The following is a 25,837-nucleotide window of genomic DNA, read 5'->3' on the forward strand; positions in this document are numbered from 1 at the left end:
ATCTGGACCTTGTCTCGCTGGCTCAGTGGATGAGCATGCCGCCGTTGACGTCGATCACGGCACCCGTCACGTAGGCGGATAGATCCGAGGCCAGGAAGGTGTAGATGCCCGCGACGTCTTCTGCCGTCCCGAGACGATTGAGCGGGATGCCTTCCAGGATCTTCGCCCTCATCTCGTCAGTCAGCTTGCCTGCGGTGATGTCGGTGCCGATCAGGCCGGGCGTGACGCAATTGACGCGGATCCCGCCGGGGCCGAACTCGCGGGCCATCGCCTTGGCGAGACCAAGCACGCCGGCCTTCGCGGCCGAATAGTGCGGGCCGCCAAAAATTCCGCCGCCGCGCTGGGCCGAAACCGACGACATGCATACGATTGATCCGGATTTCCGTGCACGCATATGCGGGATCACGGCCTGGGAGAGGAACAGAACACCCTTGAGATTGACATCCTGAATGCGATCCCAATCGGCAGGCGAGATCTCCAGGAATTTGACCGGCTGCGTGATGCCGGCATTGTTGATCAGGATATCGACGCTGCCGAACGATTCGATGACGCGGGCGACCGCCTGTTCGCAGGACGATTTGTCCGCTACATCACAGCCCAATCCGATGTGGGACTCTCCCAGCGACGCCGCAGCGTCCGCCGCAGCACCTGCGTCTATGTCCAGAATAGCGACCCGTGCGCCCTCGGCGGCGAACCGCCGGGCGGTGGCAAGCCCGATCCCGCGCGGCGAGGCCGCGCCCGAAATGATCGCCGTCTTACCGCTGAGCAGCATCAGTTCCTCCCGCAATTCGTTCTTTCTTGGTGGGGCTAGGAATGGCGCACGTGTGGGGCACGGACAAGCGCACAGTTGTCACGGATCGATGAATCTGGTTCACTTATGGCATGCTGTCGAATGTCCCCATATCGGCAATTCGCGCCTTTGAAGCCGCGGCCCGCACCGGATCGTTTCGTGATGCGGCGAATGAACTTCACCTGACGCCGAGTGCGGTCAGTCATGCCATCCGCAAGCTCGAGGGCACGCTTCGGACCGTTCTGTTCGAGCGCAGTGCGCGGTCAGTGCGGCTCACGCCGGCGGGCGAAAATCTGATGCGTCACACCGGGGCTGCGTTCGATCAGCTCCGCCGTGGCCTCGAGGAAGTTGCCGCGCGCGGACCGCAATTGGTGCGCGTCCACTCCGCGCCAAGCTTTGCCGCGCAATGGCTGGCCCCGCGGCTGGCACAGTTTCTCGCTGCTTACCCGAAGCTCGAAGTTCGCCTGGCCGCAAGCACGGACTATGCGCGCTTCAGCAACGATGATTTCGATATCGACATCGTCTACGGTCCGCCACGCGCCGAGGGCGTGGAGGTTGTGCCTCTCCCAGAGGAGACGGTCACCCCGCTCTGCTCTCCTGCTCTCGCAAAATCGATAAGAAAGCCGGCTGATCTCCTCGATCAGACGCTCATCCGCTCCGACGTGAAGCAGGTGCAATGGCACCAATGGTTCGCCGCCAACGGGTTGGAAGCTCCTGCGCTTCACGGCATGAGATTCGATAGGAGCTTTCTTGCGATCGCGACGGCTGCCGAAGGTTTGGGTGTGGCCTTGGAATCAACGCTTCTGGCCGAACGCGAACTCGCAAGCGGGCGATTGGTGGCTCCACTGACCGGACGCGCCAACGATATCCGCTACGTCGGTCACCGCCTGATCTACCCGCGTGCCAGCCGACAGAGATCCTCAGTGCGAGCTTTCGCCGACTGGGTCGTGGCGCAACTCGGCGGCGGAGACGCCCGCTCCTCGCAGTGAGCCGCAGCTCTGGTCGAGCAACACCGCAATCAGACAAGTGAACGCCGCCTGGCGCCCCCAAGCTGTCTTCCCCGCGAGGTCGCTGCCTGCTCTTCTGGAACGTGCCGGCCAGGTCCGCATTGCACAACCCTGGCGATCTCGCAGGTCCGCCGCTAATCTGAAGGGGTCGTTGCTAGGAGCTTCACCATCGTCGCGGCGACGGCAGACCAGATTGTCCCTTTCGCTCGCTCTAACATCCTATTCTACGACGAGGACAGGATCGACCTGTACCATTCAGATCTCCGCGCTGTATCGAATGGGGTGTAGTACAGAAGCAAAGGAAAAGTCGTACAGCAATCTGGCCGTGCGACGTCCGCCTGCAAAGCGTCGCACGAGACGCGCTTTGTTCTAACGCCTGAATTAGAAAAGCCCTGCATCGGCAGGGCCTTGGGATGGTGGGCGCACCAGGGCTCGAACCTGGGACCCGCTGATTAAGAGTCAGCTGCTCTACCAACTGAGCTATGCGCCCGAAAGGCGGTCAAAGCCTTGCGAGGCCGGTCGTTTAGCAAAGCAGTTCGGGGATGGCAAGCGATGCGGCGAAGGTTTTCCAAGGCTTCGTCCAGAGCCCCCAAAAAGCGAAAAGCCGCTGGATTCCAGCGGCTTCGCGACGGCTAATTTCCGGGAAATCCCGGGCCGCTCAGAGGCGGCCCTCCCGATCGCTGTCCGGCCCGCCGTCCCGGTCGAAACGGTCGCCGCCATGGAAGCGGTCCATACCGTGTTCCATCATCCGGTCCATGCCGCGTTCCATGAAGCGATGGTGCCAGCCCCCCTCGCCGCCGCCGAACGGGCCCCGGTGGCGGGTCAGGACGGCAAGGCGCCGCTTCTGGCCCTCATCCAGCGTCTTGTAGAGCGGATCGGCGGCATCGGCGATCTTCTTCAGCGCCGCCGAGGTCGCACCCATGTCCTCGGCGCGCTGGCGCAGCCGGGCGACCGGATCCTCCGGCGTAGCGGTCTCCTTGGCGGCATCGCCCGGCCCGGCATTCATCCGCGCGTTGGCGCGGTCGATGCGCAGCTTGGCGAGCTCCCGCACGGCGGCCTCGACCGGCGGCCACAGCTTCTCCTGATCGGCGTTCAGCTTCAGCCCGGCATGGACGGCGGCAATCCGCGCGTCGACGAAGGCGGCGCGGTCTTCCGGGTTCATACGCATGTGGCGCATGTGCTCGGACATCCACGGGCGATGGAATTGGGCATAGACCGCGCCCGAACCGGCGATGCTGAGCACGGCGATGGCGGCGATGGTGAACTTCCTCATACGAACCTCCTCTGGAAGGATGCCCGTGAAGATGGGCGCCGCCCGGCCCGCGCGCAACTTACAACTTGGACAGGGAGGCGCTCTCTGCGCGATGTCATGTGCAATCAGAAATCATTGGCAACAATGGCGAAGGGCTTCCGCGCGATCAGCGTGGAGGCCCTTCATTCATGCGTCATTCACGCTAGTTCGTCGCGCTCTTCGCTTCCTTCTGGAACTCGTCGATCAGCGACTGGCCGACGCGGCTTGCGGCGTCCTTGTAGACCGGCTCCATCGCCTTGCGCATCGCCGCGTCCTGCTCCGGCGTGAGCTTGATGATCTCGCTCTTGCCGCTCTTCTTGATCTCGGCGAGCGCGTCGTCATTCTCCTTCTGCGACTGCGCGTTGTTGAAGTCGGTCGCTTCCTTCATCGCCTTCGAAAGCTGGTCGCGGATGTCGGCCGGCAGATCGTCCCAGAACTTCTTGTTCACGATCACGACGTAGCCGATGTAGCCGTGGTTGGTCTCGGTGATGTACTTCTGCACCTCGTGCATCTTCTGGGTGTAGATGTTCGACCAGGTGTTCTCCTGGCCGTCGACCACGCCGGTCTGGAGCGCCTGGTAAACTTCCGAGAACGCCATCACCTGCGGCAGCGAGCCAAGCGCCTTGAACTGGGCCTGGAGCACGCGCGATGACTGGATGCGGAACTTCACGCCCTGATAGTCGCCCGGCGCGACCAGCTTCTTGTTGGCGCTCATCTCCTTGAAGCCGTTGTCCCAATAAGCAAGGCCGGTGATGCCCTTGGGCTCGAGCAGCTTGAGCAGCCTGGCGCCGAGCGGCCCCTCCGTCACCTTTCGGAGCGTCTTCAGGTCGGGAAGGATGTAGGGCAGATCGAACACCTCGAACTCGCGGATGCCGAGCGGGCCGAATTTCGAGTTGGACGGCGCCAGCATCTGCACGCTGCCGAGCTGAAGCGCCTCGAGCTCTTCCTTGTCCTTGTAGAGCGACGAGTTCGGATAGACCTCGATCTTGACCTTGCCGCCGGTATACTTCTCGGCGAGCTCCTTGAACTTCTCGGCCGCCTTGCCTTTCGGCGTGTCGGTAGCGACGACGTGGCTGAACTTGATGATGATCGGCGATTGCGCCAATGCCGGCCCGGCGAACGCCAGCGCCATGATCGATGCCGCAGCCCAAACAACTTTTCGCATGCTTCCTCCCGCACGTCCCTAAGGGGGCACGGACCGCCGGCCCCGAGACTTTAAATTGAAGACTTGGACGCAGCATTATAGGGAAGCAGGCCTAGACGCTATTGCCTGTTAGCAGGGGTCCTCCTGCAAAAATGCGGTATCGGGTTTGATCGTCGTCCCTGCCAAACAAAAACGCGGCGCCGAGGACGCCGCGTTCTCTTGATGTCTCGAAGCGACAGGCTCAGCTCGCCGCTGCCGTCGTCACCGTGTCGCGCTGGCGCTTCATGACGATCTTGTTGAGCGCGCCGAGATAGGCCTTTGCCGAAGCCACCAGCGTATCCGGATCTGCCGCACGCGCCGTCATCGAACGGCCGTCATGCGACAGCCGGACCGAGACCTCGGCCTGCGCGTCGGTGCCTTCGGTGACGGCGTGGACCTGATACAGCTCGAGCTTGGCCTCGTGCGGTACCAGGCGCTTGATGCAATTGAACACGGCGTCCACCGGACCGTTGCCCTCGGCCTCCTCGATTCTAATCTGGCCGTCGACGTCGAGCTTCATCGTCGCGCGCTGCGGCCCATGGGTGCCGGCGATCACGGTCAGCGAGGTCAGCTTGATGCGGTCGTGCGCGGCAGCGATCTCCTCGTCGAGCAGCGCCTCGATGTCCTCGTCGTAGATATCCTTCTTGCGGTCGGCCAGCGCCTTCATCCGCGTGAAGGCATCTTCGAGCTGGTTCGGACCGAGCTTGTAGCCCATCTCCTCCAGCTTGTGCACGAAGGCGTGGCGGCCGGAGTGCTTGCCGAGCACAAGCGAGGACTGCTTCAGGCCGACCATCTCGGGCCGCATGATCTCGTAGGTCGAGGCATCCTTCAGCACGCCGTCCTGGTGGATGCCGCTCTCGTGCGCGAAGGCGTTCCGGCCAACGATCGCCTTGTTGTACTGCACCGGGAACGAGGTCGCCGCCGACACCAGCTTCGAGGCGCGGGTGAGCTGCGTCGTGTCGATCTTGTTCCAGTACGGGAATTTGTCGTTGCGCACGTTGATCGCCATCACGATCTCTTCAAGCGCGGCATTGCCGGCGCGCTCGCCGATGCCGTTGATGGTGCACTCGACCTGGCGCGCACCGCCGACGATGCCGGCCAGCGAGTTCGCTACGGCCATGCCAAGATCGTTATGGCAATGCACGGAGAACACCGCCTTGTCCGAGTTCGGCACGCGCTCGATCAGCGTCTTCATGAAGTGGGTGTATTCCTCCGGGACCGTGTAGCCGACGGTGTCGGGGATGTTCACCGTGGTGGCGCCGGCCTTGATCACGGCCTCGACGATGCGGCAGAGGAAATCCATCTCGCTGCGGGTGCCGTCCTCGGCCGACCATTCGACGTCGTCGATCTGGTTGCGCGCACGTGCGACCATGGCAACCGAGGTCTCGATCACCTGCTCGGGGGTCTTGTTCAACTTCACCCGCATATGCAGCGGCGAAGTCGCGATCACGGTGTGGACGCGACCACGCTTGGCGAATTTCACAGCCTCGGCGCAACGGTCGATGTCGGCCGGATGCGCGCGCGACAGGCCGGCGATCACCGAGTTCTTGGAGCGGCGGGCGATCTCACTGACCGCCTGGAAGTCGCCCTCCGAGGTGATGGGGAAGCCGGCCTCGATGACGTCGACGCCCATGTCGTCCAAGAGCTCGGCGACCTCGAGCTTCTCCTCGAAGGTCATGGTGGCGCCGGGGCACTGCTCGCCGTCGCGCAGCGTGGTGTCGAAAATGATGACGCGGTCCTTCTCGGACTTGTTCACGGGGGCCATTTCAAATTTCCTTTTGAGCTTTCGCGCCGTTCAGGCCAGTTCTGGGCGCTTGAGGTGTCCGGTGATCTCGTACAACCCCTGAGTGCCCAGGCGCGTGGCGCCCAGCCGGCCCTCAGGGGCAGGTAAGAAGAAGCCCGTCAATAAGGAGGGTGGGCAGGCGCGCGGCCGGGATCGTGGCGGCGGCCGGAGCCACCTCCCCCGAAATCCCATCGATTTGGCCGCGAATCAGCATTGCCAGACCCTTTTGAGCCCAGGAATCCTCGGCCAAAACCATTGACGGTTCGTTGCCGGGTGGCTCGATGGGGCGTTTCTAGACGAGAAACGGCAGCAACTGCAACGCCAAAAGATGGTCAAGAGGACTGACCTAGTTGTCTCGGTGCCGGGGCTGGTGTCCCCTTGTGGTGAAATCAGGACCATAGGCCCTAGGGCGGAGTTTGGCGAACGTTCGTCACCTCGGCGCCGGCACCGTGCACACGATTGCGCGGCGTGGGTCCTGATCGTGGCCACGACGACTCTTGTGGCGGCATTTGGAATGCTGCTTCCCCAAACTCATCATTGCCAGCGCAGCGAAGCAATCCAGACTGCCGCCGAGGAGGGATTCTGGATTGCTTCGCTGCGCTCGCAATGACGGAGTGTGGGCACACGCATTGCTTTTTCAATTCGCATTTCCCTTGCAGACACACCATCGCATTCTCGCGGCGCATTTCGCCCGAGCTATGCTCTTTCCTTCACACCCTCTCCAAGGAAAGGGCGCAGGGAAGACCGGGCGCCGGCCGGCACCCATGAGCCTCTGTGCGGTCAAATGCGCACACGCAAATGCACAGAGGAACGACAGGTGAAGCCGAAAACACCCGGCCTTCCCTGCGCTGTGGCTTTACGGCTTATGCCGCGCTCTCCCCGGAGCCGAGTTCTTCTGGCCTCCGTCACCCCGCAGAATGCACGAACGTCGCCCCGGTTGAAGCAAACATCCGCCTCCGCAAAGGGCTTGACCGTAGCAACGACGGCCAGGACCACACGGTTTCGCCGTACGCAATCAGCGCCGCTCGTCATGCACGGCCTGCGATGCACTCACGAGGTCCAACTCGCCCTGCACGCCACAGACCGCATCGACGCCGCTCGCGTCCACCGCAGCCCGCCCACGATCCGTACGACTCGCGAACCGTCCCTTTCGTCGGGCGGGATGGACCTAAAATACGACAAATCCGAATTTCTGTAAAGGCGAATATTTGAGGCGAGCCGATTGACCCAGGGCTGGCGTGTTTTGCCCGACGGGCAACGCAAGGGATTGGGGATGCGTAGGGTAAGTTAGCGCAAGCGTAACCCACCACTTTTGTGGCCACAGAACAGGCGGGTTACGCCTTCGGCTAACCCACCCTACGAAGGACGAAAGCTGTTTTGCCTGTCGGACGGTCTGGCCGCTATCCGGCGCGGCGGGCGCGGGCCCTGCTCTCCCAGCGGTTCAGCATCTGGCCAAGCTCGCCGACCGGCTGAGGCGCGGCTTCGTTGGTGTTGGCGTGTGCCGCGGTCCGCAGCCAGTCCGGCTGGGTATAGTCGCGCCAGCGGCGGGCTTCCGCGCGCCGTTTGCGCGACATGTATTCGCGCGTGAAATAGCCGGCCGCGTACGCGATCGCGAGCAATATGACGAGTATGACACCACCCACATTGAGCTCCGGCTTTAGGCCCCGGGCGAAGTTCTGCCAGCATCGCGCGCGAGGTCAAGGCTTGACATACACCGGACGCGTTGTCGTTTGAGGCTTTGCCGCAGGCAATTTTTGTTTGAGCGCGCGGAACATTCTTTGGCTTTGGTAACGACGCAATTTGCACACAACCGCGCCGCGGCAACCGATCGGCACGCATGCGAACGTGACCGGATTGCGACGCGACATCACGCGGAGGATGCGATTCCGCCTCTCGCAACCGGCCGCGGACCGCATTAACCTGCTTCCTTGCTGGGCCGGATCAACCGGCCAGCGAACATGATCGGGAGGACGCGATGACACGCCACGAGCAGCGTGACCAAGATGCTGCGCTTTCACGACGAACGCTTGTTCAGGGGCTCGCGCTCGGCGCAGCCGCCACCATGGCCGGAGCAGGTCCCTCACTGGCCCAGACCGGACCTGCCGCGCCGCCGACCACGATCACCACGCCGCCGCGCGATTTCGGCCCGAACGGCGCGCCGACCACCTATTTCTGGGACCCCGACATCATCGCGGTCGATCCGTCCTTCAACGACCTCGCCCAACCAAACACCGCGATCAAGCGACTCTATACCGGCGTGTTGTGGGCCGAAGGTCCGGCCTGGAGCGCCCAGGGCCGGTACCTCTTATGGAGCGACATTCCCAACAACCGGCAGATGCGCTGGAGCGAGGACGACGGCCGTGTTAGCGTGTTTCGCTCGCCGTCCAACAACTCCAACGGAAACTCCTTCGACTTCCAGGGCCGCCAGCTCTCCTGCGAGCATCTGACCCGGCGGGTGACGCGCTACGAACACGACGGCACCGCAACCGTGCTTGCAGATTCCTACAACGGCAAGAAGCTGAACTCGCCGAACGACGTCGTCGCGCATCCCGACGGCAGCTACTGGTTCACCGATCCGCCCTATGGCGGCCAGCTCTATGAAGGCGAGCCCGACGGTCCGGGCGGCCCGAGCAATGCAGGCGGCAAGCTCAATCCGCGGATCGGACAGCCGGCCGGCTTCACGCCGGGCAAGCGCGAGCTACCGACCAACTGCTATCGCATCGATCCTTCCGGCCGCGTCGATCTCGTGGTCAGCGAGGATCAGGTACCCGACCCCAATGGTCTGTGCTTCTCGCCGGACTTCAAGAAACTCTACGTCGTCTCGACCGGCAAGGGGCCCGGCGACACCGGACCGGGCGGCAAGGGCGAGATCTTCGTGTTCGACGTCGGCAGCGACAACAAATTGTCCAACCAGAAGCGCTTTTCCGATTGCGTGATCGACGGCGTGAAGTGCGGACCGGACGGCGTGCGCTGCGACGTCAGCGGCAACGTCTGGGCCTCCAGCAATGCCGGCCGCTCGGTCGGCTATAGTGGCGCGACGGTGTGGTCGCCGGAGGGCAAGCTGCTTGGCCGCATCCGCCTGCCCGAGGTGTGCGGCAACATCTGCTTCGGAGGTCCCAAGCGCAACCGCCTGTTCATGGCCGCGAGCCAGTCGCTCTATGCCGTCTTCACTGCGACGCAGGGCGCAGGGCCGGGCTGAAGCAGCGCAAGGCGCAACACGATAAGGCGCCGTCGTGCCCCGCCGGCGCCTTCCGTCTCTTCGTGACGCTCAGGCGTTCGGTTGCAGGAACGCACCGTACTGCTTGCTCGCGGCGACCTCGGCGGCGGCCTCACCAATGACACGCATCGCCGCGATCATGGGCCACGGCCCGAGACTCACCCGCCGAACGCCGATGCGGGCAAGATCGGAGATTTCGGGTACACCTTGCGTCACCATGATGTTGACGGGCAGAGGTGTGAGTTCAACGAACTTTTCGATGAGGGCGAGGTCGGTGAGGCCGGGTACAAAAATTCCATCAGCGCCGGCATCGGCATAGGCCCTCGCGCGCCTTGCCGCTTCATTCAGGCATTCCTCCGGCGATCCGAATTTCAGCAGAAACGGATCAGTTCGCGCATTGATGAATAGATGAATTTCGAGTTCTTGCGCAGCGTCCCGCACTGCTCTGATCTTCGCTGCGTGCTGCTCGGGACTGACGAGTTGCCGCCTTCCCCCGGAGAGCCCGTCTTCGATATTGATGCCAATGGCGCCGGCTTTCAGCATCCTGGTCGCTGACTTCGCGGCGGCGTCCGGGGTGTCGCCATATCCTGCCTCCAGATCAATTGACACCGGGACCGACACAGAAGCGGTCATCCGTGACACCAGACCTGTCACCACATCAAGCGGTGCATTTTCTCCGTCCGCGTACCCAAGTGCGGACGCGACCGCCCCGCTGCTGGTCGCGATGGCCGGCGATGTCTTCGCAATGGCCTTGGCGGTGGCGACGTCCCAGGCGTTGAACAGGACGAGCGGATCGCCCTTCTTGTGAAGACCGTGAAACGTCTCGGCGTATTGCTGCTGCGTCTTGGCGTCCATCGCCCACACTCCTGGTCAGAGAACCTGAAAAATGTCGTACCTAAATGCGGCCGCTTGGTTGCGGCACATTCAATTAGGTGCGTGCGTCTTGAACCAGTTCATGATCAGACCGGTGACTTCGGCCTCACGCTCGAGGTGCGGGAAGTGGCCTACATCGGGCAGGACAACCCGCTCATGCGGCCCCTTGAAGAGCGGCTCCTCCTTCACCGAATACCTCGCTGTCGGGTCGTTGCTGCCATAAATCGTCAGCGTCGGCGTATGCATCTCATTTCTCGGCAGCCGCCCCGCACGTCCCGATTCGAACAGGCCGGCATAGTATTTGAGCGCCGCTGCCATGGTGCCGGGAGAGCTGAGCGTCTGCTTGATCGAGCGGAGATGCTCGTCATTCCTGAATGTCGGCGACCACAGCTTCCAGAGATAATCGACGAAGGGCAGTCCCTCGATATTGACCGCCGAGTCAGCGCCAGGGAGCTGGAAGAAATAGAAATGAAAGATCGATCGAACGGCATCGGGATCCCTCCTGATGCTTGAAAATGTGATCGGGTGCGCGGTGTTCATGACCACGGCCGCCTTGATCGCCGATGGCGCCGTGGCGAGCGCCTGGAAGGTCGACGTGCCGCCCCAATCCATGCCGACGACGCGTGCCTGCCCGTCATCGCTCAGCGCCGCGATGAGCGCTGCGAGATCCTTGCCCAGTGCGATGGGGTCGAAAACCCCGTCCGCCGGAATCTCGGTTGGCGCATAGCCACGCAAGAACGGCGAGACCGCGCGATACCCCGCCTCCGCGAAGACCTGCATTTGCTTTCGATATGACCAGGCATTGTCGGGAAAGCCATGCATGAACATGACAAGAGGCCCGCTCCCCTGTTCGAGGTAGGCAAAACGGACGCCATTGGCCTGCACGTATTTCAGGACGGGTTCGCTGCCGACGGCATTCGGCGTTGTCTGTGCAGTGCTTCGCGTATTCATCGCTATTCTCCATGTCTCTTCGTGCTCAGGCGCGCATGACGGGCTCAGTCACGAACCACCGTTTTGGCCTCGCCCTGCCCTGGCGTGAGGCGTCGTCGCTGACCTTGGCTAAATATGTGCGTAGCGCACATATCTGGTCAAGTTGTTTTTTGTGCGCTCCGCACATATCATTCATCGCATGGACACCGGAATCGCAAATTTGCTGGGGGCGCTTTCGCTCGCCGTCATGGATCGTATCGAGCAAGGCGCACGCGAGGTCGTCGGCCGCGGCGGCGAGACGCCTGCAGCGCTCATCGTCATTGGCTATGGCCAGGGCATGACCAACGACACGCTCCGGCGGATCCTTGGCCTATCGCATTCCGGAACTGTCCGGCTGGTGGACCGTCTGGTTTCGGATCAGCTTGTCGAACGCCGGCCAGGCAAGGACGGCAGGGAGGTCGCCTTGCGCCTGACGGCCAGGGGCGCCGCAAGCCGGAACGATCTGTTGGCCTCCCGCATTTCAGCCGTTGGGTCGCTTCTGGATGTGCTGTCGCCGGCTGAAACCAAGCGACTTGGAACGCTGATACGCGAGTTGCTGGCAAGGCAGGACACGTCCGAACTGGATCGCTTCACGATCTGTCGGATGTGCGACGACAGGTGCTGCACGAATTGCCCATTGCCCACAAGCAAGAGCAAACTCGATCGCTAGCGCCGAGTGGTGCCTTGCCGGCGCGACGCAGCGGGCGAGACTGGATAGCCTCCGACGTCCTCGGATTGCAGAAGGGATCATCAAGGAAGAAGCCATGCGCGTCGTCATCTGCGGCGGTGGCGTGATCGGCGCCTGCACCGCCTATTTCCTCCGCCGCCGCGGCATCGACGTCACCGTCGTCGAGCGGACCGAGGTGGCTGCAGCCGCATCGGGCAAGGCTGGCGGCTTCCTCGCCGTCGACTGGTGCGCCGGCACGCCGCTCGACGCGCTGGCGCGGCGCAGCTTTGCGCTTCATGCGCGGCTGCCGGACGAGATCGCCGGCGATTGGGGCTATCGCCGCATGACCGCGTATAGCGGCTTTGTCGTATCCGACACTGACGCGCGCCGCGATGCGCCGGCCGCACTCGATTGGCTGGCGAACGGTGTCGCCATCGCACACCGCCTCGGCACCACCGAGACCACCGCGATCGTTCATCCCCGCAAGTTCACTTCCGCGGTGACGAACGCGGCGCTGGCGCAAGGCGCCGAGCTTCGAACCGGACGCGTCACAGGCATCATGCGCGATGCGAACGGCACTGCCCGCGGCGTCGAGATCGACGGCCGCACTCTCGAGGCGGATGCCGTGGTGGTCGCGATGGGGCCGTGGTCGCTGCTCGCCGCACAATGGATGCGCCTCCCCGCCGTCTACGGCCAGCGCAGCCCGAGCATCGTCTACGACACCGGCACGGACGTGCCTGCAGATGCGCTGTTTCTGGAGTATCAAGAGAGCGGCAGCGCAATGTCGATCGAAGTTTTTCCGCGCGCGGACGGCAGCACGCACATCACCGCCTTCTCCGACGTCGCGCCGCTGCCGCTGGATCCGGCCGACGTGACACCCGACCAGGACGCCATCGACCGCCTGCAGGCGACCTCCGAACGGCTGTCGCCCGCCTTTCGCGCCGACAGGATCATCGCGCGGCAGGCCTGCTTCCGCCCGGTCACGCAGGACGGCTTGCCGCTGATCGGCAAGGTGCCGGGAAGCCAGGGTCTCTACGTTGCGACCGGACACAATGTCTGGGGCATCCTCAATGCGCCCGCGACCGGCGAAGCGCTGGCCCAATTGATCGCGGATGGCTCAGCAGGCGATATCGACCTGTCACCGTTCGATCCCGCCCGGCTGCGTCCGCTCGATCCATCGCTGCTAACGGCGCGCTAAGCCGCGCCGGAAAACGCGGCCTCCGCCTCGCTGCGCAGCCGGTCCGGTGTTTCGAGATAACGCGGCGAATAGTGAAACGTCGTCATCCGCTTCACACAAGCTGCGCGAGCGAGCTCGCCGGCTTGCGTGGCCGTCAGGTGGCGGCGCGCTTTGGCGATCTCGACATCGTCGCCGGCAAAGGCCGCCTCGATGAAGAGATGATCGGCACCGCGCGCGAGCGCGATGATGCGCTCGGCATTTTCCGGCGTGAAGGCGGCGTCAGTCACGTAGGCAACGCGCTGTCCGGGCGCGACCTTGAGCGCATGCCGCGTGAGCTCGCCGAGCCGAATGGTGCGACCCTCGTCGGCGCCGATCAGCATCTCGTCGTCGGCACCGCTGCGAACCGCGCGCTTGGCCGCGTTGAGCCATGGCCCGACCTCGAGGCCAAGCTGCGCCAATCCAACCGTCCAGACATTGACCCGGCGCGTCTCCTGCAATGCAAAGGCAAGGCAAGGCATGCCGTGATCGAGCGTGACGGTCTCGATGGAGAGATCGCCATCGTGATACAGCAGTCCCGGCGCGAGCGATGCCTCCCCGAGCGGCTCTGCGCGAAACTGATCTCTCGCAGAGAATCGCGTCCAGTCGCCGAGCCGACCATCGCAGAATTCGGCCGCCTCGATCACGAAGTCGGATGAGGTCGCATCGAGCAGATTCCAGCTATAGGCCGCAAGCTTGCCGCCGATGCCGGCAATGAGACCCGGCGGACCCGTTACGCGCAAACGGCCGGGCTGATGATGCCGAACCCGCAGCAACTGGTCGAAGCCCGCGAAATGATCCATGTGCCGATGGCTGACGAAGACGTCGCTGATGCGAAGCAGCTCGCGATTGGACAGGCCTGAGAGATCGCCGATGTCGAACAGCATCGCGCGGCGCCCGAACCTGAAGTCGACGAGCAGGCCGGGATCGGCGAACGGCTCGTTGACGAGGCGGCATTGAACCAACTGGGCCATGATCTTGGGACCTTCCCGCACGGCGCGGCATTACCAATAACAACGCAGCTCGCTCGCGGCCGCATCGACGCCCGTGGCGGGCGCCGACAAGTCGCTGCTCGCAGGGCGAGCGTTTTTGGACAGAACTGACGATCGCAAGGCCGGGCGCGCACGGCATAGCGATCGACGAAATCTGCATGCCTGATCCTGACGCAGCGCTTGCAACTGCAATACCAGCAGTTTGCGCAGCGCTAGACTTTAGTCCGGCTCTCACAATCCTGAATGCAGTTTCTCTTGCCGAGAATACCATCGCCGTTATAGTCCCGCCCCAATAGCTCAGAAGAGGCTTATTAAAAGGGAGAAGAACAACATGAAAACCATACTCTCTGGTGCATTGCGAATGGTCCTCGGCGCGGCCTCGCTCGGTGCGCTGGTGACAGCGTCGGGCGCGGCACTTGCGGCAGACCCGATCAGGATCGGTGTGATCGCGGAGGCGCAGGCGATCGCCGGCGCATCGATCCCGCAGGCGGCGCAGCTCGCCGCCGAGGAGATCAACGCAAGCGGCGGCGTCGATGGCCGAAAGATCGAGATCATCTCTTACGACAATCACTCCTCGTCGGCGGATTCGGTGCGCGCGTTTCAGCGCGCGGTGAACGAGGACAAGGTCAACGCGGTCATCGCCAGCTACATCAGCGAGGTGGTTCTGGCGCTGGAGCCCTGGGCCTCGCGGCTGAAGACGCCGTTCGTGACGCCGGGCGCCGCCTCCAACGAGATCAGCAAGAGCGTCCACGCCGACTACGAGAAGAACAAGTACACCTTCCACGGCTATCTGACCTCGGCCGCGCTGGCGCTCTCAGTCTGCGACGCCGCCAAGGATCTACTCGTCGACAAGATGCACATGAAGTCGGCGGTGATCATGAGCGAGGATGCCGCCTGGACCAAGCCACTCGACGTCGGCTACGAGGAATGCCTGCCCAAGGTCGGGCTGAAGGTGCTCGACCACATCCGCTTCTCGCCCGACACCACCGACTTCACGCCGATCTTCAACAAGATCGAAGGCTCCAAGCCCGACGTGATCATCACCGGCATCTCGCATGTCGGCGTGCAGCCGACCGTGCAGTGGAAGAACCAGCAGGTGCCGATCCCGATGTTCGGCATCTCCTCGCAGGCGACCAACGAGACGTTCGGCAAGGACACGAACCAGGCCGCCGAAGGCGTGCTGTACCAGGGCGTCTCCGGCCCCGGCGTCGCGGTGACACCGAAGTCGGTGCCGTTCGCGGAGAACTTCAGGAAGAAGTACGGCAACTACCCGTCCTACGCCGGTTACACTGCCTATGACGAGGTCTACTACATCGCAGATGCCGCCAAGCGCGCCGGCTCGACCGACGCGGACAAGCTGGTCGCGGCGCTCGAGAAGACCGACTGGGAGGGCACGATCGGCCGCGTCCAGTTCTACGGCAAGGATGATCCGTTCACCCACTCGATCAAGTACGGCAAGGGCCTGATCACCGGACTGATGCTGCAATGGCAGGACGGCAAGCAGATCGCGGTCTGGCCGAAGGAGGTCGCCAAGACCGAGGTCAAGTTCCCGAGCTTCATCAAGCTCACAACGAACTAGCCGGAACAGCTCCCGGGCCTACTCCCGGGAGCTTCCACATGCGGCCTCCGCAGCACCTTCTCTCCAAGAGGCAGCCAAGACTGCCTGGCTAATCATAGATGCGAGCATTCCAGATATTGATCGATGGCTTTGCCATCAGCGCCCTCTACGCTCTCGGTGCGACCGGCTTCACGCTGATCTTCGGCGTCTCCGGCGTGCTCAACCTCTCCCACGGTGCCATCATGGTGGCGGCAGCGGTGGCGGCCTGGGCCGCCGCCAGCATCCTGAATGTCGGCACCTATGCCGGCGCGCTGATCGGGGTCGCGGTCGCCCTTATCACGGCCTTCGCCACCTACTTTGCGGTGGTGAAGCCGATCCAGGATTCCCGGCGCATCCCCAACGAGGAGAAGGAGATCTTCGTCCTCACCGGTACGCTCTTGTGGGGCATCATGATCCAGGAGCTGATCGCCTATTTCTTTACCAACAACGCCAAGACCGTGCTGCCGATCGTCGAGGGCGTGGTCGAGATCCTCGGCGTCCGCACGCCGACGAACGAGATCTTCACGGCGATCGTGTGCTGCCTCGTGATTGCGCTGCTCTGGCTGCTGGTGAACCGCACCCGCACCGGCAAGGCGGTGCTGGCGGCGTCGATGAATCCGCGCGGCGTGACCCTGCTCGGGCTCGAGCTCACCAACATCTTCATCGTGGTCTGGGCGATCTACGGCATCCTCGCCGGCATCGCCGGCGTGCTGCTCGGGATGTTCCTCGGCGTCAGCTCCTACAGTGTTGGCCCGCTGACGGCGAGCGCGTTCTCGATCGTCGTGCTCGGCGGCCTCGGCAGCGTCTCCGGCTCGCTGATCGCGGCCTTCGTGGTCGGCTATCTCGAAACCGTCACGGCCTATCTGGTCTCGCCGGCCTATCGCACCATTCCGGCGCTGCTGCTGCTCGTCGTGGTGATGTACATCCGGCCCCAGGGCCTTCTGGGGAGGCGCTGAGATGTCCACTTTCTTCACCTCGCGCCTGTTCTTCGTCTCGCTCGCGCTGGTCGTGATCGCAGCAACGCTGCCGCTCTACGTTTCCGGCTATGTGCTCGGGCTCCTGACCGTCGCGTTCTATTTCGGCGTGTTCGCGATGGCCTGGGACCTCCTGTTCGGCTTCGCCGGCGAGGTCAATTTCGGGCCGACCTTCCTGATCGGCGTCGGCGCCTACACCGCCGGCATCCTGAACAACCAGTTCGGCTGGTCGGTCTATCTCTGCATCGTGCTCGGGGCGCTCGCCTCCGTCGTCGCCGGCCTCGTGCTGGCGCTGCCGGCGCTGAGGGTGCGCGGGCCGTATTTCGGCCTGACCACGCTGGTCGCGGTCCTGATGCTGCAAAACTTCATCGTGGTGTTCGCCGATCTCACCGGCGGCGAGATCGGCCTGACCATTCCCGACGTCATCACCATCAACGCCGGCGCCAACTACTGGATCGCGCTCGGCTTCATGACGATCTCGGCGGCGATCCTGTATGGCCTGTCGCAATCGCCGATTGGCCTCGTGCTGCAGGCCAGCGGCCAGGATCCCGTGCAGGCCGGCGCGCTCGGCTTCAACATCGTCAAGCACAAGCTCGCCGCCTTTGTCGTCAGCGCGTTCTTCTCCGGCCTCTCCGGCGCGCTGCTGGTGTTCTACTTCGGCACTGCCTCGGTCGGCACCGTCGTCGACGTCGCGGTCGGCGTCAACGTGATCGTCTCGGCCGTGCTCGGCGGCCGGCGCACCGTGCTCGGCGCGGCGCTGGGGGCGATCTTCCTGATCGTCGCCGGCGAGTTCTTAAGGCCGACCGGCGAGCTCGCGACCTTCATCGTCTCGGCGGTCGCGCTCCTCGTCGTGCTGTTCTTCCCCGGCGGCTTCCTCGGAGCGGCCCTCTCGCGCGAGGCTCGCTCGTGATGGATCAGAGACTAGCAAACCGGCCCGTGCTCAAGGTCCGCGGCCTGACCAAACGCTTCGGCGGCCTGACCGCGGTGAAGAACCTCGGCTTCGATGTCAACGCCGGCGAGATCTTCGGCCTGATCGGGCCGAACGGTTCAGGCAAGTCGACCGCGATGAAGAGCGTGATGGGCATCGAGCGCCCGACCGCGGGCGAAGTGATCTTTGAAGGCGAGAACGTCGCCGGCCTGCCCGCGCACAAGATCGCGCGCAAGGGCTTTGGTATGGTGTTCCAGCATTCGCGGCCGCTGAACCGGCAGACCGTGCTCGAGAACATCATGGTGGCGCTACTGCCGGACAGCCTGTTCATGCTGTTTCCGGACAAGGCGCTGGTCGACCGCGCCAAGTGGATCGCCAACCGCGTCGGGCTGGGTAGCGTGATGAATCGACGGCCGCCGACGCTGCCGTTCGCCGACCTGCGCCGGCTCGAGCTCGCCAAGGCGATCGCGCGCGATCCCAAGGTGGTCCTGGTCGACGAGCCCTTCGCCGGCCTGACGCGGGCCGAGGTCGACGTGTTCTCCGATCTGATCCGGAGCTTTCGCGACGAGGGCCGCGCGGTGATGCTGGTCGATCACAACGTCAAGAGCGTCGCCGCGCTGGTCGATCGCGTGCTCGCGATGTATCTCGGCGAGGAGATCGTCACCGGCAAGGCCGACGAGGTGATGCAGAACGAGACCGTGCGGCGGGTCTATCTCGGCGGCGCGATCGAGACCCATGCGCGGCCGGAAACCAGCTTCAAGGACAAGGTGCCGCTGCTGCAGGTCGATAACGTCAGCGTCCATTACGGCAAAGCGCAGGCGCTGGAGGACGTCTCGGTCCACGTGCATGAGGGCGAGTTCGTCTCCATCGTCGGCCTCAACGGCGCCGGCAAGACCACGCTGTTCAACACCATCTGCGGCTTCCTGCCCTATAGCGGCGAGATCCTGCGCGGCGGCGAGAAGCTGCGCGGCACCAGCCCGGCGAAGATCGCGCGCGGCGGCCTCGTGCAGTGCCCGGAATCGCGCGAGCTGTTCGGCGAGATGACGGTGCGCGAGAACCTCGATCTCGGCGGTCAGCATCTCACCGACGAGGCCCGCGCGGCGCAGCTCGCCTGGCTGTTCGAGCTGTTCCCGATCCTCAAGGAGCGGCAGGGGCAATTGGCGCAGACGCTGTCCGGCGGCGAGCAGCAGATGCTGGCGATCGGGCGCGCGCTGATGATGCAGCCGCAGATCCTCATCCTGGACGAGCCGACGCTCGGCCTCGCCCCCGTCATCCTCGAGCAATTGTCCAAGGCGCTGGAGAAGCTGCGCCAGACCACGTCGATCACGGTGCTGCTCGGCGAGCAGAACGTGACGTTCGCGCTTCCGCATGCCGACCGCGTCTACGTGCTCGAGCATGCGCGGATCGTCTGGGAGGGCGACCCTGGCCGCTTCGCCGCGGAGGCCGGCGCCGGGTATCTCTGAGACAGTTCATAACGACAACAAAACAAAACGAAAGGGAAACGACCATGCGATCATCGACGATAGTGAGCCGTAGCCTCCTTCTCGCCTCGGCGCTGGGACTATGCCTCACTGCCCCGGCCCACGCGCAGTCGAACGATCCGATCAAGATCGGCGTCATCGCCGAGGTGCAGTCGATCGCGGGTGCGGCGACCCCGGGCGGCGCGCAGATCGCCGCCGATGAGATCAACGCCAAGGGCGGCGTGCTCGGCCGCAAGGTCGAGATCGTCACCTATGACAACAAGAGCTCGTCGGCGGATTCCGTGCGCGCCTTCCAGCGCGCGGTGAGCGAGGACAAGGTCTCCGCCGTGATCGCGAGCTACATCAGCGAGGTCGTGCTGGCGCTCGAGCCCTGGGCGGCGCGGCTGAAGATGCCGCTGATCACCCCGGGCGCTGCCTCCAACGAAATCACCAAGGCGATCCACAACGACTACGAGAAGAACAAGTACACCTTCCACGGCTACTTGACCTCGGCGGCGCAGGCGCAGCTCGTCTGTGACGCAGCCAAGGATCTCCTCGTCGACAAGCTCAAGTTCAAGACGGTCGCGATCATGAGCGAGGACGCGGCCTGGACCAAGCCGCTCGACGTCGGCTACGAGGCCTGCCTGCCCAAGGCCGGGCTGAAGGTCGTCGAGCACGTGCGCTTCTCGCCCGACACCACCGACTTCACGCCGATCTTCAACAACATGGAGAGCAAGAAGCCGGACGTGATCGTGACCGGCATCTCGCATGTCGGCGTGCAGCCCACGGTGCAGTGGAAGAACCAGCAGGTGCCGATCCCGATGTTCGGCATCAGCGCGCAGGCGCTGAGCCCGACCTTCTGGAAGGACACCAACGGTGCCGCCGACGGCGTGCCGTCACTGGCGGTTGCAACGCCCGACGTCGCGGTGACCTCCAAGACGAAGCCGTTCGCGGCCGCATTCAAGGCCAAGTTCGGCACGCCGCCGGCCTATACCGGCTATACCGCCTATGACGAGGTCTACATCATCACCGAAGCGATCAAGCGCGCGGGCTCGACCGATCCCGACAAGATGGTCGCCGAGATGGAGAAGACCGACTACGAGGGCACGATCGGCCGCATCCAGTTCTATGGCAAGAACGACGAGTTCACCCATGGCATCAAGTCCGGCCCCGGCGCAGTAACCGGCCTCGTCTTCCAGTGGCAGGACGGCAAGCAGATCACGGTCTGGCCCGAGAAGATCGCGGAAGGAAAGCTCAGGTTTCCGAACTTCGTGAAGCTGTCGCAGTAATCCGCGCCGGCCGACATCAAAGCCCATCGCTCCCAGTGGAGCGGTGGGCTTTTCTTTGCCCTTCGCAATTGCGTGCTGCGGCGCGGCCGGGACATATCGACCTTGGGCGATGTTGACTTTCCATCTGCCGCTCTGAATACTTCGAAAAAAATAACAAAACCAATCATACGACGGTTCAGAGGGAGGATAGGATGCCGACTTCACGCAGGACGCTGCTGAAGACCTCGGCGGCTGCCGCCGCCGCACTCAGCCTCGATTGGACGCGCGCCCGGGCACAAGCCGAGACATTGCGCATCGGCCTGATCTATGACCTGACCGGCCCGTTTGCCGCCGGCGGCTCCGTCGCCTCCTCGGTCGGCGCGCAAATCGCCATCGATCTCGTCAACGAGAAGGGCGGCATCGGCGGCAAATACAAGGTCTCGCCGGTGGCCGCCGACTCCCAGAGCAAGCCCGACGTCGCGATCAACGAGGCCGAACGTCTGATCAACCAGGAGAAGATCGACATTCTCAACGGCGTCTATGCGAGCTCGCATGCAGTGCCGCTCGCAGCCAGGGTCGAGCAGCAGAAGAAGATCCTCTGGATCACGACGGCCGTTTCGACCGCCGTGTTCAAGGACAAGAATCTGCAATACGTGTTTCGCGCGCAGATCCACTCCGATCAATATGGCCAGGCCTTTGCGAGCTTCATCAGCGAGCATGCGAAGGCGAAGCTCGGCATGGATCCCAAGGACGTCAAGGTCGCGCTTATCCATGAGGACGGCCCTTATGGCGTCGGCGTCGCCGCAGCCGACGAGGCCTATGCCAAGCAGGCCGGCATCCAGGTGGTGCTGCGCGAGGGCTATTCGGCGTCCGCGCCCGATCTCTCGGTGCTCGTGACCAAGATCAAGCGCGCCAAAGCCGACGTGATCTCGCACGCCGGATATAACCCCGACATCACCCTGTTCCTGCGCCAGGCGCGCGAGAGCGGGTTGCGCTTCAAGATGCTGTTCGGCGCCGGCGCCGGCTACAGCCAGCTCGACAAGCTGCGCGCCACCTTCGGCACCGACATCGACAATTTCTGCAACATCGATCCGGTGCCCGCGCAACTGCTCGATCCGGCGAAGCTCGCGCCGGGCATGGGCGATCTGATCAAGACCATGGTCACGCGCTACCAGGCCAAGACCGGCGCCACCGACGTGCCGCCGCACTGCTCGATGGGCTTCAACCAGACCTGGGTGCTGCTCAACAACGTGCTGCCGGTCGCCAAGGAAAAATACGGCAGCTTCGAGCCCGAGGCGGTGCGCAAGGCCGCGCTCGACGTCGACATCCCCGCCGGCGGCACCATCCAGGGCTACGGTGTCAAGTTCTTCCCGCCAGGCACCCCGCTGTCCGGCCAGAACGAGCGCTCGACGCCAGTCGTAATGCAGAACGCCGGCGAGCACATCTCGGTGGTGTGGCCAACGAATATCCGGACGCAGGACCCGGTGTTCCCGCTGCCGAAGGGCTCGACTTACGGGGCTTAGGATTTCGGACGAACGGGCGGTGCACCCTCTCCCCTTGTGGGAGAGGGTGGCTCGCCGCACTAGCGGCGAGCCGGGTGATGGGTCTCTCTCCACGAGCGGACGTTTGAATTCGCGGAGAGAGACCCCTCATCCGGCGCTTCGCGCCACCTTCTCCCACAAGGGGAGAAGGATTGGCTGCGTGCACGCGGCTAACCAATCAGCACCGCAACGATCTACAACGCTGGCGGCGTTGCAGCCGACCGTGCTTGCATCCAGCGGTAAGTCATTTCGCGCTGTAGTTGGATTTTTCGCCGCGGGGCCGCGCTCTCAGGTTGTCCGACGAAGTTTTGCTGAAACACGAGCCTGCTACAGTAGGGTTTAGGTAATTGGCCCTGCTCCTTCTGCGCATACAAGCCAGTCAACCATTCGCGTATGAGCTTTGGGACTGGCGCAGTCGGCCAAGAGGCTCGCATTGGTGAGCCATCCAAGCGGGGCTCGGGAATTTCTAAAATAGTGACAGTCAACGATGGGGGTGACCATGCCCGCCATATTCGAACTGCTCTATCGCGAATATTGCCGCGCCCGTCTCTCTGAAATGCGGAGACAGCTTCTGATCAGGGCTAAGAGTCCTGAAGTCTTGCAAGCGGATTGCGCCCCTGTTGATCGGAGTAGCGATGGCCGGACGGACACGCAGGGCGAAATCCGCCACGACGTGCCGAATTGAATCGCGCCACGAAACGGGGGGCTCTCCTCGCCGCAGCAGCAATCAAGAACGCGGCAACAGCTCGGGAGACAACATTGAATACGCCCGAATTCTATACTGCATCGATCGCTTGCGTCTCGTGCCTGACCATTTTTGTTTTAATAGCTGTCGGGGCTTGGTAGGCGACGGCAAGGCCACGGCGCCCTGCGAACGTGGCCAATCAATGCACTTGCGATGACGTGCAACACCACCCGCCACGGCGACGCCGCACCCTCTCCCCTTGTTGTGGGAGAGAGTGGCTCGCCAGGTGAGCGGCGAGCCGTGTGAGGGGTTCTCTCCGCGGGTGAAGCTCTCGACATTTGAAATTCGTGGAGAGAACCCCTCATCCGGCGCTTCGCGCCACCTTCTCGAAGGATTTGCTGCGAACGCGCGGCTAACCTGACAGCGCTACAACACCACCCGCCGTCCCTCCTCCGCCGCCCAATAGCCCGCGTAGTTGACCTTGATCGTCTCATACGCCAGCGCCAGGTCCGAGAGCGGCTGCCGTCCCGTCGCGGCGCACTCCATGAAATCCTGGATCTCCTGCAGATAGCCGCGCGTCCACTCCTCCTCGAGGCAGACATATTGCCAGCCGGTCTTGCGGTCGACTTTTTCGGTGATGTAGACGCTCGCGAGCTTCTCCTCGCTCGTCTGATAGCTCATCAGATGCGTGTTCGGCGTGATGTTGGCGAACAGTGAACCGCCGGAGGTATAGGTCTCGATCAGGTTGCGCACGCCGCCCATGATCATGTCGCCGGAGAACACGGTGGCCTTGGTGCCGTCGGAGAAGGTCGCGGTCAGCGTGCCCCAGTCCTCGACGTCGACGGGGTTGGCCTTGATGTAGGTGCGCTCCTCGGGTCTGAGGCTAGCTGTGACGTTGCCGACATCGCCGGTGACACTGGCGACGCGAATGGTCTCGCCGCGCGCCTTGGCCTCGACCTGTTTGAGATAAAGCGCGGCCGAGAGTGGATGGCAGCCCATGCGGATCAGCGAGCCGCCGCCCGTCATCGCCCACTGCGCGGCGTGGACGGCGTGCGAGCCGGAATGGCTCTCTTCGCCCTTCATGAACAGGATCTTGTCCCTGGTCGCCGTGATGATCTCTGCGATCTTGGTCACCGCGGGCGCGTAGATCCAGTCCTCGGCATACATGAAGAGCTTCCCGGTGCGCTCGATCGCAACGCGCGTCGCGTCCATCTCTTCCAGCACACGCTCATACATCAGTGCCTTCGGCACGTGCCTGCCGATCGGCTGCGTGTCGCCTTCACGGCCGAAATAGCCGGCGAACGGCTTTTCGCAGATGACGTGCTTGCCGGCCTGCATGGCGGCTACGATCATTTCGGCGTGGAGATTGGGCGGCGTGCAGATGTCGACGACGTCGAGCTCGCGGTCCGCGATCAGGTCGGCAAAGCTGCGATAGAAGCGCGGGATGTGATGGCTCCGGGCAAATTCGACGACACGTTCGCCGCGCGCGGCGACCGCCGCGACCTCGACGTCAACGCCGTAAACGCGGCGAAACGCATACATGTGCAGCTCTGACACGAAGCCGCAGCCCACCATTCCCACCCTGATCTTTGTCATCGCGAATTGCCCCCGCTTGTCGTTGAGGAAGCACTATAGCGAATTCGGGCGGGGTGCGATCGCGATTTTGCCAAAGCCCGTGCGGCCGCCCCTCATCCCTGCACCACGGCGAAGCCGTTGTCGCTGGGAGCGCGGAACGCGCGTCTCGAAGGGCCCGGCTCTCGGCCTCGCCCTTCGAGACGCCGCGCAAGAGCGCGGCTCCTCAGGGTGAGGAGCACCAGCGTCGTTCGCGGCAGTATGGAAGCTTAGTCCACCGAGACCCGCACCACGCCGGCGCTCATCATGCCGAGCGCGCGGGCGGCGGGGACGGAGAGATCGACGATGCGGCCGCGGATGAAGGGGCCGCGATCATTGACGCGGCACTGGATCGAACGTCCACCATAGGACACTGTGAGCACGCTGCCAAAGGGACGCGTCCGGTGCGCGCAGGTCATTCCGCCGCTTCTGGCGGATCTTCCGTATCCGTAGTATGAAGCAAGTCCGCTTTCGGCATGAGCCAGAGAAAGACTGGAAAGACTAAAGGCAAGACAAAAGAATAGCGTCGTCAGCGCTCGCACGACACCGCTCCCGGTTAGCCCTGCCCGGTGCTGCAAACGTCGACTTGTTCCCTGAGTTCCCAAAACACTGCCGGGCTGAGCCCGGCAGCGTCGTCAAACATTGTTACCGATTGTGAAAGACAAGTGTGCGCAACTCGATGCTCTCGCGCGGCGGTGCGTCGGCCGGCGTGGTCGGGTCGACGAAGGCGGTGTGCGGCCCGAAGCGGGTGCGGCCGTCGGTTGCGGAGTCGTAGCACTTCAGCAACAACGCCTCGTCCGGCGTCATCTCGGGGAAATAGAACCAGCGGTGGTTCGGATTGTATTTCACCGAATAGGTCTCGCCGCTGCGGTTGGGATAGATCAGATCAGACGCGACGAGATCGTCGGGAGCCACCGTCGTGCCGTCGGCCATCGCGAGCGGTGAATCGCGCAAGGGGCCGCGGATCGGTCGCCACAGATTGATCACCTGCACACGCCCCTTGAGCAGCTCCTCGGCTTCGTCAGGCAGATGCTCGCGCACGCGGTTGGCGCCGGAGGTAATAGTCTGGTCGACGTGAACGCGCGTTGCGGGCTGGCGCGGCCCGGCGCCGCGAATGTCGGCAGCGCCATCGACGCGCTTGCGCACGGTGTGATCGAAGATGACGACGCGGTCGGCCTTCAGCGTCGCACGCAGGAAGGCCTCGACGACGGGATAGTAGACTGCCCTCACCTCTTCATCGTTGTAGAAATCCTTGACCCGCGTCGGATGGCGGACCAGCGCAAAACCCTCGCGGTCGAGCGAGAAGTGCTCGGCGATCAGGCGTGCATCGAAGATCGGGACCTGATGCGGCTCGGGCAGCGCCGTGCTCTTCGGCTCACCCGGCGGCGGATCGAAGGCGTAGGTGCGAGGCTTGGCCGTTGTCGGCGCGAGGTAGTTGAGTTCGGCGGTGACGAAGGGAAGCGATTCGATTTTTGTTTCTTGCAGGCCCATGGCCGGTCTCCCGATTTGCTCGTCTTCCTGATTTTTGACGGGGCGTAGTGCGCTGCAAGTGTGATGATGCAAATAGCAATGTGGCTGTTGCTGGAACAGGAGAATGCAGGAGGATCGTTTCGACGATGGCAGCCGGATGAGAAACGTCCTTCTCGCCTCACGGATGCTTGATGAAGCTGTGAGGTATCGTGCCCCGGACGCAGCGCAACGCTTCTTCAGCGATGCGCTGCAAAGCCGGAGGCCCACTGAACGGGCGTGGCGAGATGCGCGGGCTTTCTCTCAAGGCCGGCCCGCTTC

At 63.6% G+C, this 25,837-nt stretch carries 21 protein-coding genes and 1 tRNA gene; 10 read left to right on the forward strand and 12 right to left on the reverse strand.

From position 1 onward, the window contains the following. Positions 1 to 22: 22 nt before the first annotated feature. Positions 23 to 772, reverse strand: coding sequence for a glucose 1-dehydrogenase (locus tag MTX21_RS15670; RefSeq protein ID WP_280965681.1), 750 nt, complete (start codon positions 770 to 772; stop codon positions 23 to 25). Positions 773 to 882: 110 nt separating this feature from the next. Between MTX21_RS15670 and MTX21_RS15675 the strand changes: the two genes are divergently transcribed. Then, positions 883 to 1,779 carry a LysR substrate-binding domain-containing protein gene (locus tag MTX21_RS15675; RefSeq protein WP_280965682.1) on the forward strand — a complete coding sequence of 299 codons (897 nt, stop codon included), beginning with the start codon at positions 883 to 885 and terminating at the stop codon, positions 1,777 to 1,779. 432 nt (positions 1,780 to 2,211) lie between these two features. On the opposite strand, the gene MTX21_RS15680 is transcribed toward MTX21_RS15675, so the two are convergent. The 5 genes from MTX21_RS15680 to MTX21_RS15700 all read right to left on the reverse strand — a co-directional run bounded on the left by MTX21_RS15680 (position 2,212) and on the right by MTX21_RS15700 (position 7,697). Further along, positions 2,212 to 2,287, reverse strand: a tRNA-Lys gene (locus MTX21_RS15680). A gap of 168 nt (positions 2,288 to 2,455) precedes the next feature. Beyond that, a complete protein-coding gene (locus MTX21_RS15685) occupies positions 2,456 to 3,070 on the reverse strand; it encodes a Spy/CpxP family protein refolding chaperone (protein WP_280965683.1) in 615 nt (204 codons plus the stop codon). A 181-nt stretch (positions 3,071 to 3,251) separates the two neighbouring features. Further along, positions 3,252 to 4,253 carry a TRAP transporter substrate-binding protein gene (locus MTX21_RS15690; protein WP_280965684.1) on the reverse strand — a complete coding sequence of 334 codons (1,002 nt, stop codon included), beginning with the start codon at positions 4,251 to 4,253 and terminating at the stop codon, positions 3,252 to 3,254. 220 nt (positions 4,254 to 4,473) lie between these two features. Further along, a complete protein-coding gene (locus tag MTX21_RS15695; protein WP_280965685.1) occupies positions 4,474 to 6,036 on the reverse strand; it encodes a 2-isopropylmalate synthase in 1,563 nt (520 codons plus the stop codon). Between the two features lie 1,418 nt (positions 6,037 to 7,454). Then, positions 7,455 to 7,697, reverse strand: coding sequence for a hypothetical protein (locus MTX21_RS15700; protein ID WP_280965686.1), 243 nt, complete (start codon positions 7,695 to 7,697; stop codon positions 7,455 to 7,457). A 332-nt stretch (positions 7,698 to 8,029) separates the two neighbouring features. Between MTX21_RS15700 and MTX21_RS15705 the strand changes: the two genes are divergently transcribed. Next, the gene (locus MTX21_RS15705; protein ID WP_280965687.1) at positions 8,030 to 9,253 is read left to right on the forward strand and encodes an SMP-30/gluconolactonase/LRE family protein; all 1,224 of its coding nucleotides are present in this window, start codon (positions 8,030 to 8,032) and stop codon (positions 9,251 to 9,253) included. A 69-nt stretch (positions 9,254 to 9,322) separates the two neighbouring features. Here the strand turns inward: MTX21_RS15705 and MTX21_RS15710 are convergent, their stop codons facing one another. Then, a complete protein-coding gene (locus tag MTX21_RS15710; protein WP_280965688.1) occupies positions 9,323 to 10,126 on the reverse strand; it encodes an isocitrate lyase/phosphoenolpyruvate mutase family protein in 804 nt (267 codons plus the stop codon). A 69-nt stretch (positions 10,127 to 10,195) separates the two neighbouring features. Further along, positions 10,196 to 11,095: an alpha/beta hydrolase gene (locus MTX21_RS15715; RefSeq protein ID WP_280965689.1), complete on the reverse strand. Its 900-nt coding sequence runs from the start codon at positions 11,093 to 11,095 to the stop codon at positions 10,196 to 10,198. Between the two features lie 178 nt (positions 11,096 to 11,273). Between MTX21_RS15715 and MTX21_RS15720 the strand changes: the two genes are divergently transcribed. After that, the gene (locus tag MTX21_RS15720) at positions 11,274 to 11,783 is read left to right on the forward strand and encodes a MarR family transcriptional regulator (RefSeq protein WP_280965690.1); all 510 of its coding nucleotides are present in this window, start codon (positions 11,274 to 11,276) and stop codon (positions 11,781 to 11,783) included. A gap of 94 nt (positions 11,784 to 11,877) precedes the next feature. After that, positions 11,878 to 12,978, forward strand: a complete 1,101-nt coding sequence (locus tag MTX21_RS15725) for an FAD-dependent oxidoreductase (RefSeq protein ID WP_280965691.1) — start codon at positions 11,878 to 11,880, stop codon at positions 12,976 to 12,978. Here the strand turns inward: MTX21_RS15725 and MTX21_RS15730 are convergent. After that, the gene (locus tag MTX21_RS15730) at positions 12,975 to 13,967 is read right to left on the reverse strand and encodes an MBL fold metallo-hydrolase (protein WP_280965692.1); all 993 of its coding nucleotides are present in this window, start codon (positions 13,965 to 13,967) and stop codon (positions 12,975 to 12,977) included. The genes MTX21_RS15725 and MTX21_RS15730 overlap by 4 nt on opposite strands. Before the next feature lie 349 nt (positions 13,968 to 14,316). Here MTX21_RS15730 and MTX21_RS15735 point away from each other — a divergent pair, with 349 nt between their 5' ends. The 6 genes from MTX21_RS15735 (at position 14,317) to MTX21_RS15760 (ending at position 21,735) form a co-directional block, all read left to right on the forward strand. Further along, a complete protein-coding gene (locus MTX21_RS15735) occupies positions 14,317 to 15,564 on the forward strand; it encodes an ABC transporter substrate-binding protein (RefSeq protein ID WP_280965693.1) in 1,248 nt (415 codons plus the stop codon). 98 nt (positions 15,565 to 15,662) lie between these two features. Further along, positions 15,663 to 16,538, forward strand: coding sequence for a branched-chain amino acid ABC transporter permease (locus tag MTX21_RS15740; protein ID WP_280965694.1), 876 nt, complete (start codon positions 15,663 to 15,665; stop codon positions 16,536 to 16,538). A 1-nt stretch (position 16,539) separates the two neighbouring features. Next, positions 16,540 to 17,466, forward strand: a complete 927-nt coding sequence (locus MTX21_RS15745) for a branched-chain amino acid ABC transporter permease (RefSeq protein ID WP_280965695.1) — start codon at positions 16,540 to 16,542, stop codon at positions 17,464 to 17,466. After that, the gene (locus tag MTX21_RS15750) at positions 17,466 to 18,947 is read left to right on the forward strand and encodes an ATP-binding cassette domain-containing protein (protein WP_280965696.1); all 1,482 of its coding nucleotides are present in this window, start codon (positions 17,466 to 17,468) and stop codon (positions 18,945 to 18,947) included. The genes MTX21_RS15745 and MTX21_RS15750 overlap by 1 nt, the downstream gene beginning before the upstream one ends. Before the next feature lie 44 nt (positions 18,948 to 18,991). Further along, complete coding sequence (locus MTX21_RS15755) at positions 18,992 to 20,233, forward strand: ABC transporter substrate-binding protein (protein ID WP_280965697.1); 1,242 nt, start codon at positions 18,992 to 18,994, stop codon at positions 20,231 to 20,233. A 191-nt stretch (positions 20,234 to 20,424) separates the two neighbouring features. Next, a complete protein-coding gene (locus MTX21_RS15760) occupies positions 20,425 to 21,735 on the forward strand; it encodes an ABC transporter substrate-binding protein (protein WP_280965698.1) in 1,311 nt (436 codons plus the stop codon). A gap of 1,129 nt (positions 21,736 to 22,864) precedes the next feature. On the opposite strand, the gene MTX21_RS15765 is transcribed toward MTX21_RS15760, so the two are convergent. From MTX21_RS15765 to MTX21_RS15775, 3 genes are all read right to left on the reverse strand, one after another. Continuing rightward, complete coding sequence (locus MTX21_RS15765) at positions 22,865 to 24,034, reverse strand: Gfo/Idh/MocA family oxidoreductase (RefSeq protein ID WP_280965699.1); 1,170 nt, start codon at positions 24,032 to 24,034, stop codon at positions 22,865 to 22,867. Between the two features lie 245 nt (positions 24,035 to 24,279). Then, positions 24,280 to 24,591, reverse strand: coding sequence for a septal ring lytic transglycosylase RlpA family protein (locus MTX21_RS15770; protein ID WP_280965700.1), 312 nt, complete (start codon positions 24,589 to 24,591; stop codon positions 24,280 to 24,282). 103 nt (positions 24,592 to 24,694) lie between these two features. Beyond that, entirely contained in the window at positions 24,695 to 25,540 is an 846-nt protein-coding gene (locus MTX21_RS15775; RefSeq protein WP_280965701.1) for a CmcJ/NvfI family oxidoreductase, read from the reverse strand. Positions 25,541 to 25,837: the final 297 nt, after the last annotated feature.

It is taken from the genome of Bradyrhizobium sp. ISRA430 (assembly GCF_029909975.1).
Classification (GTDB): domain Bacteria; phylum Pseudomonadota; class Alphaproteobacteria; order Rhizobiales; family Xanthobacteraceae; genus Bradyrhizobium.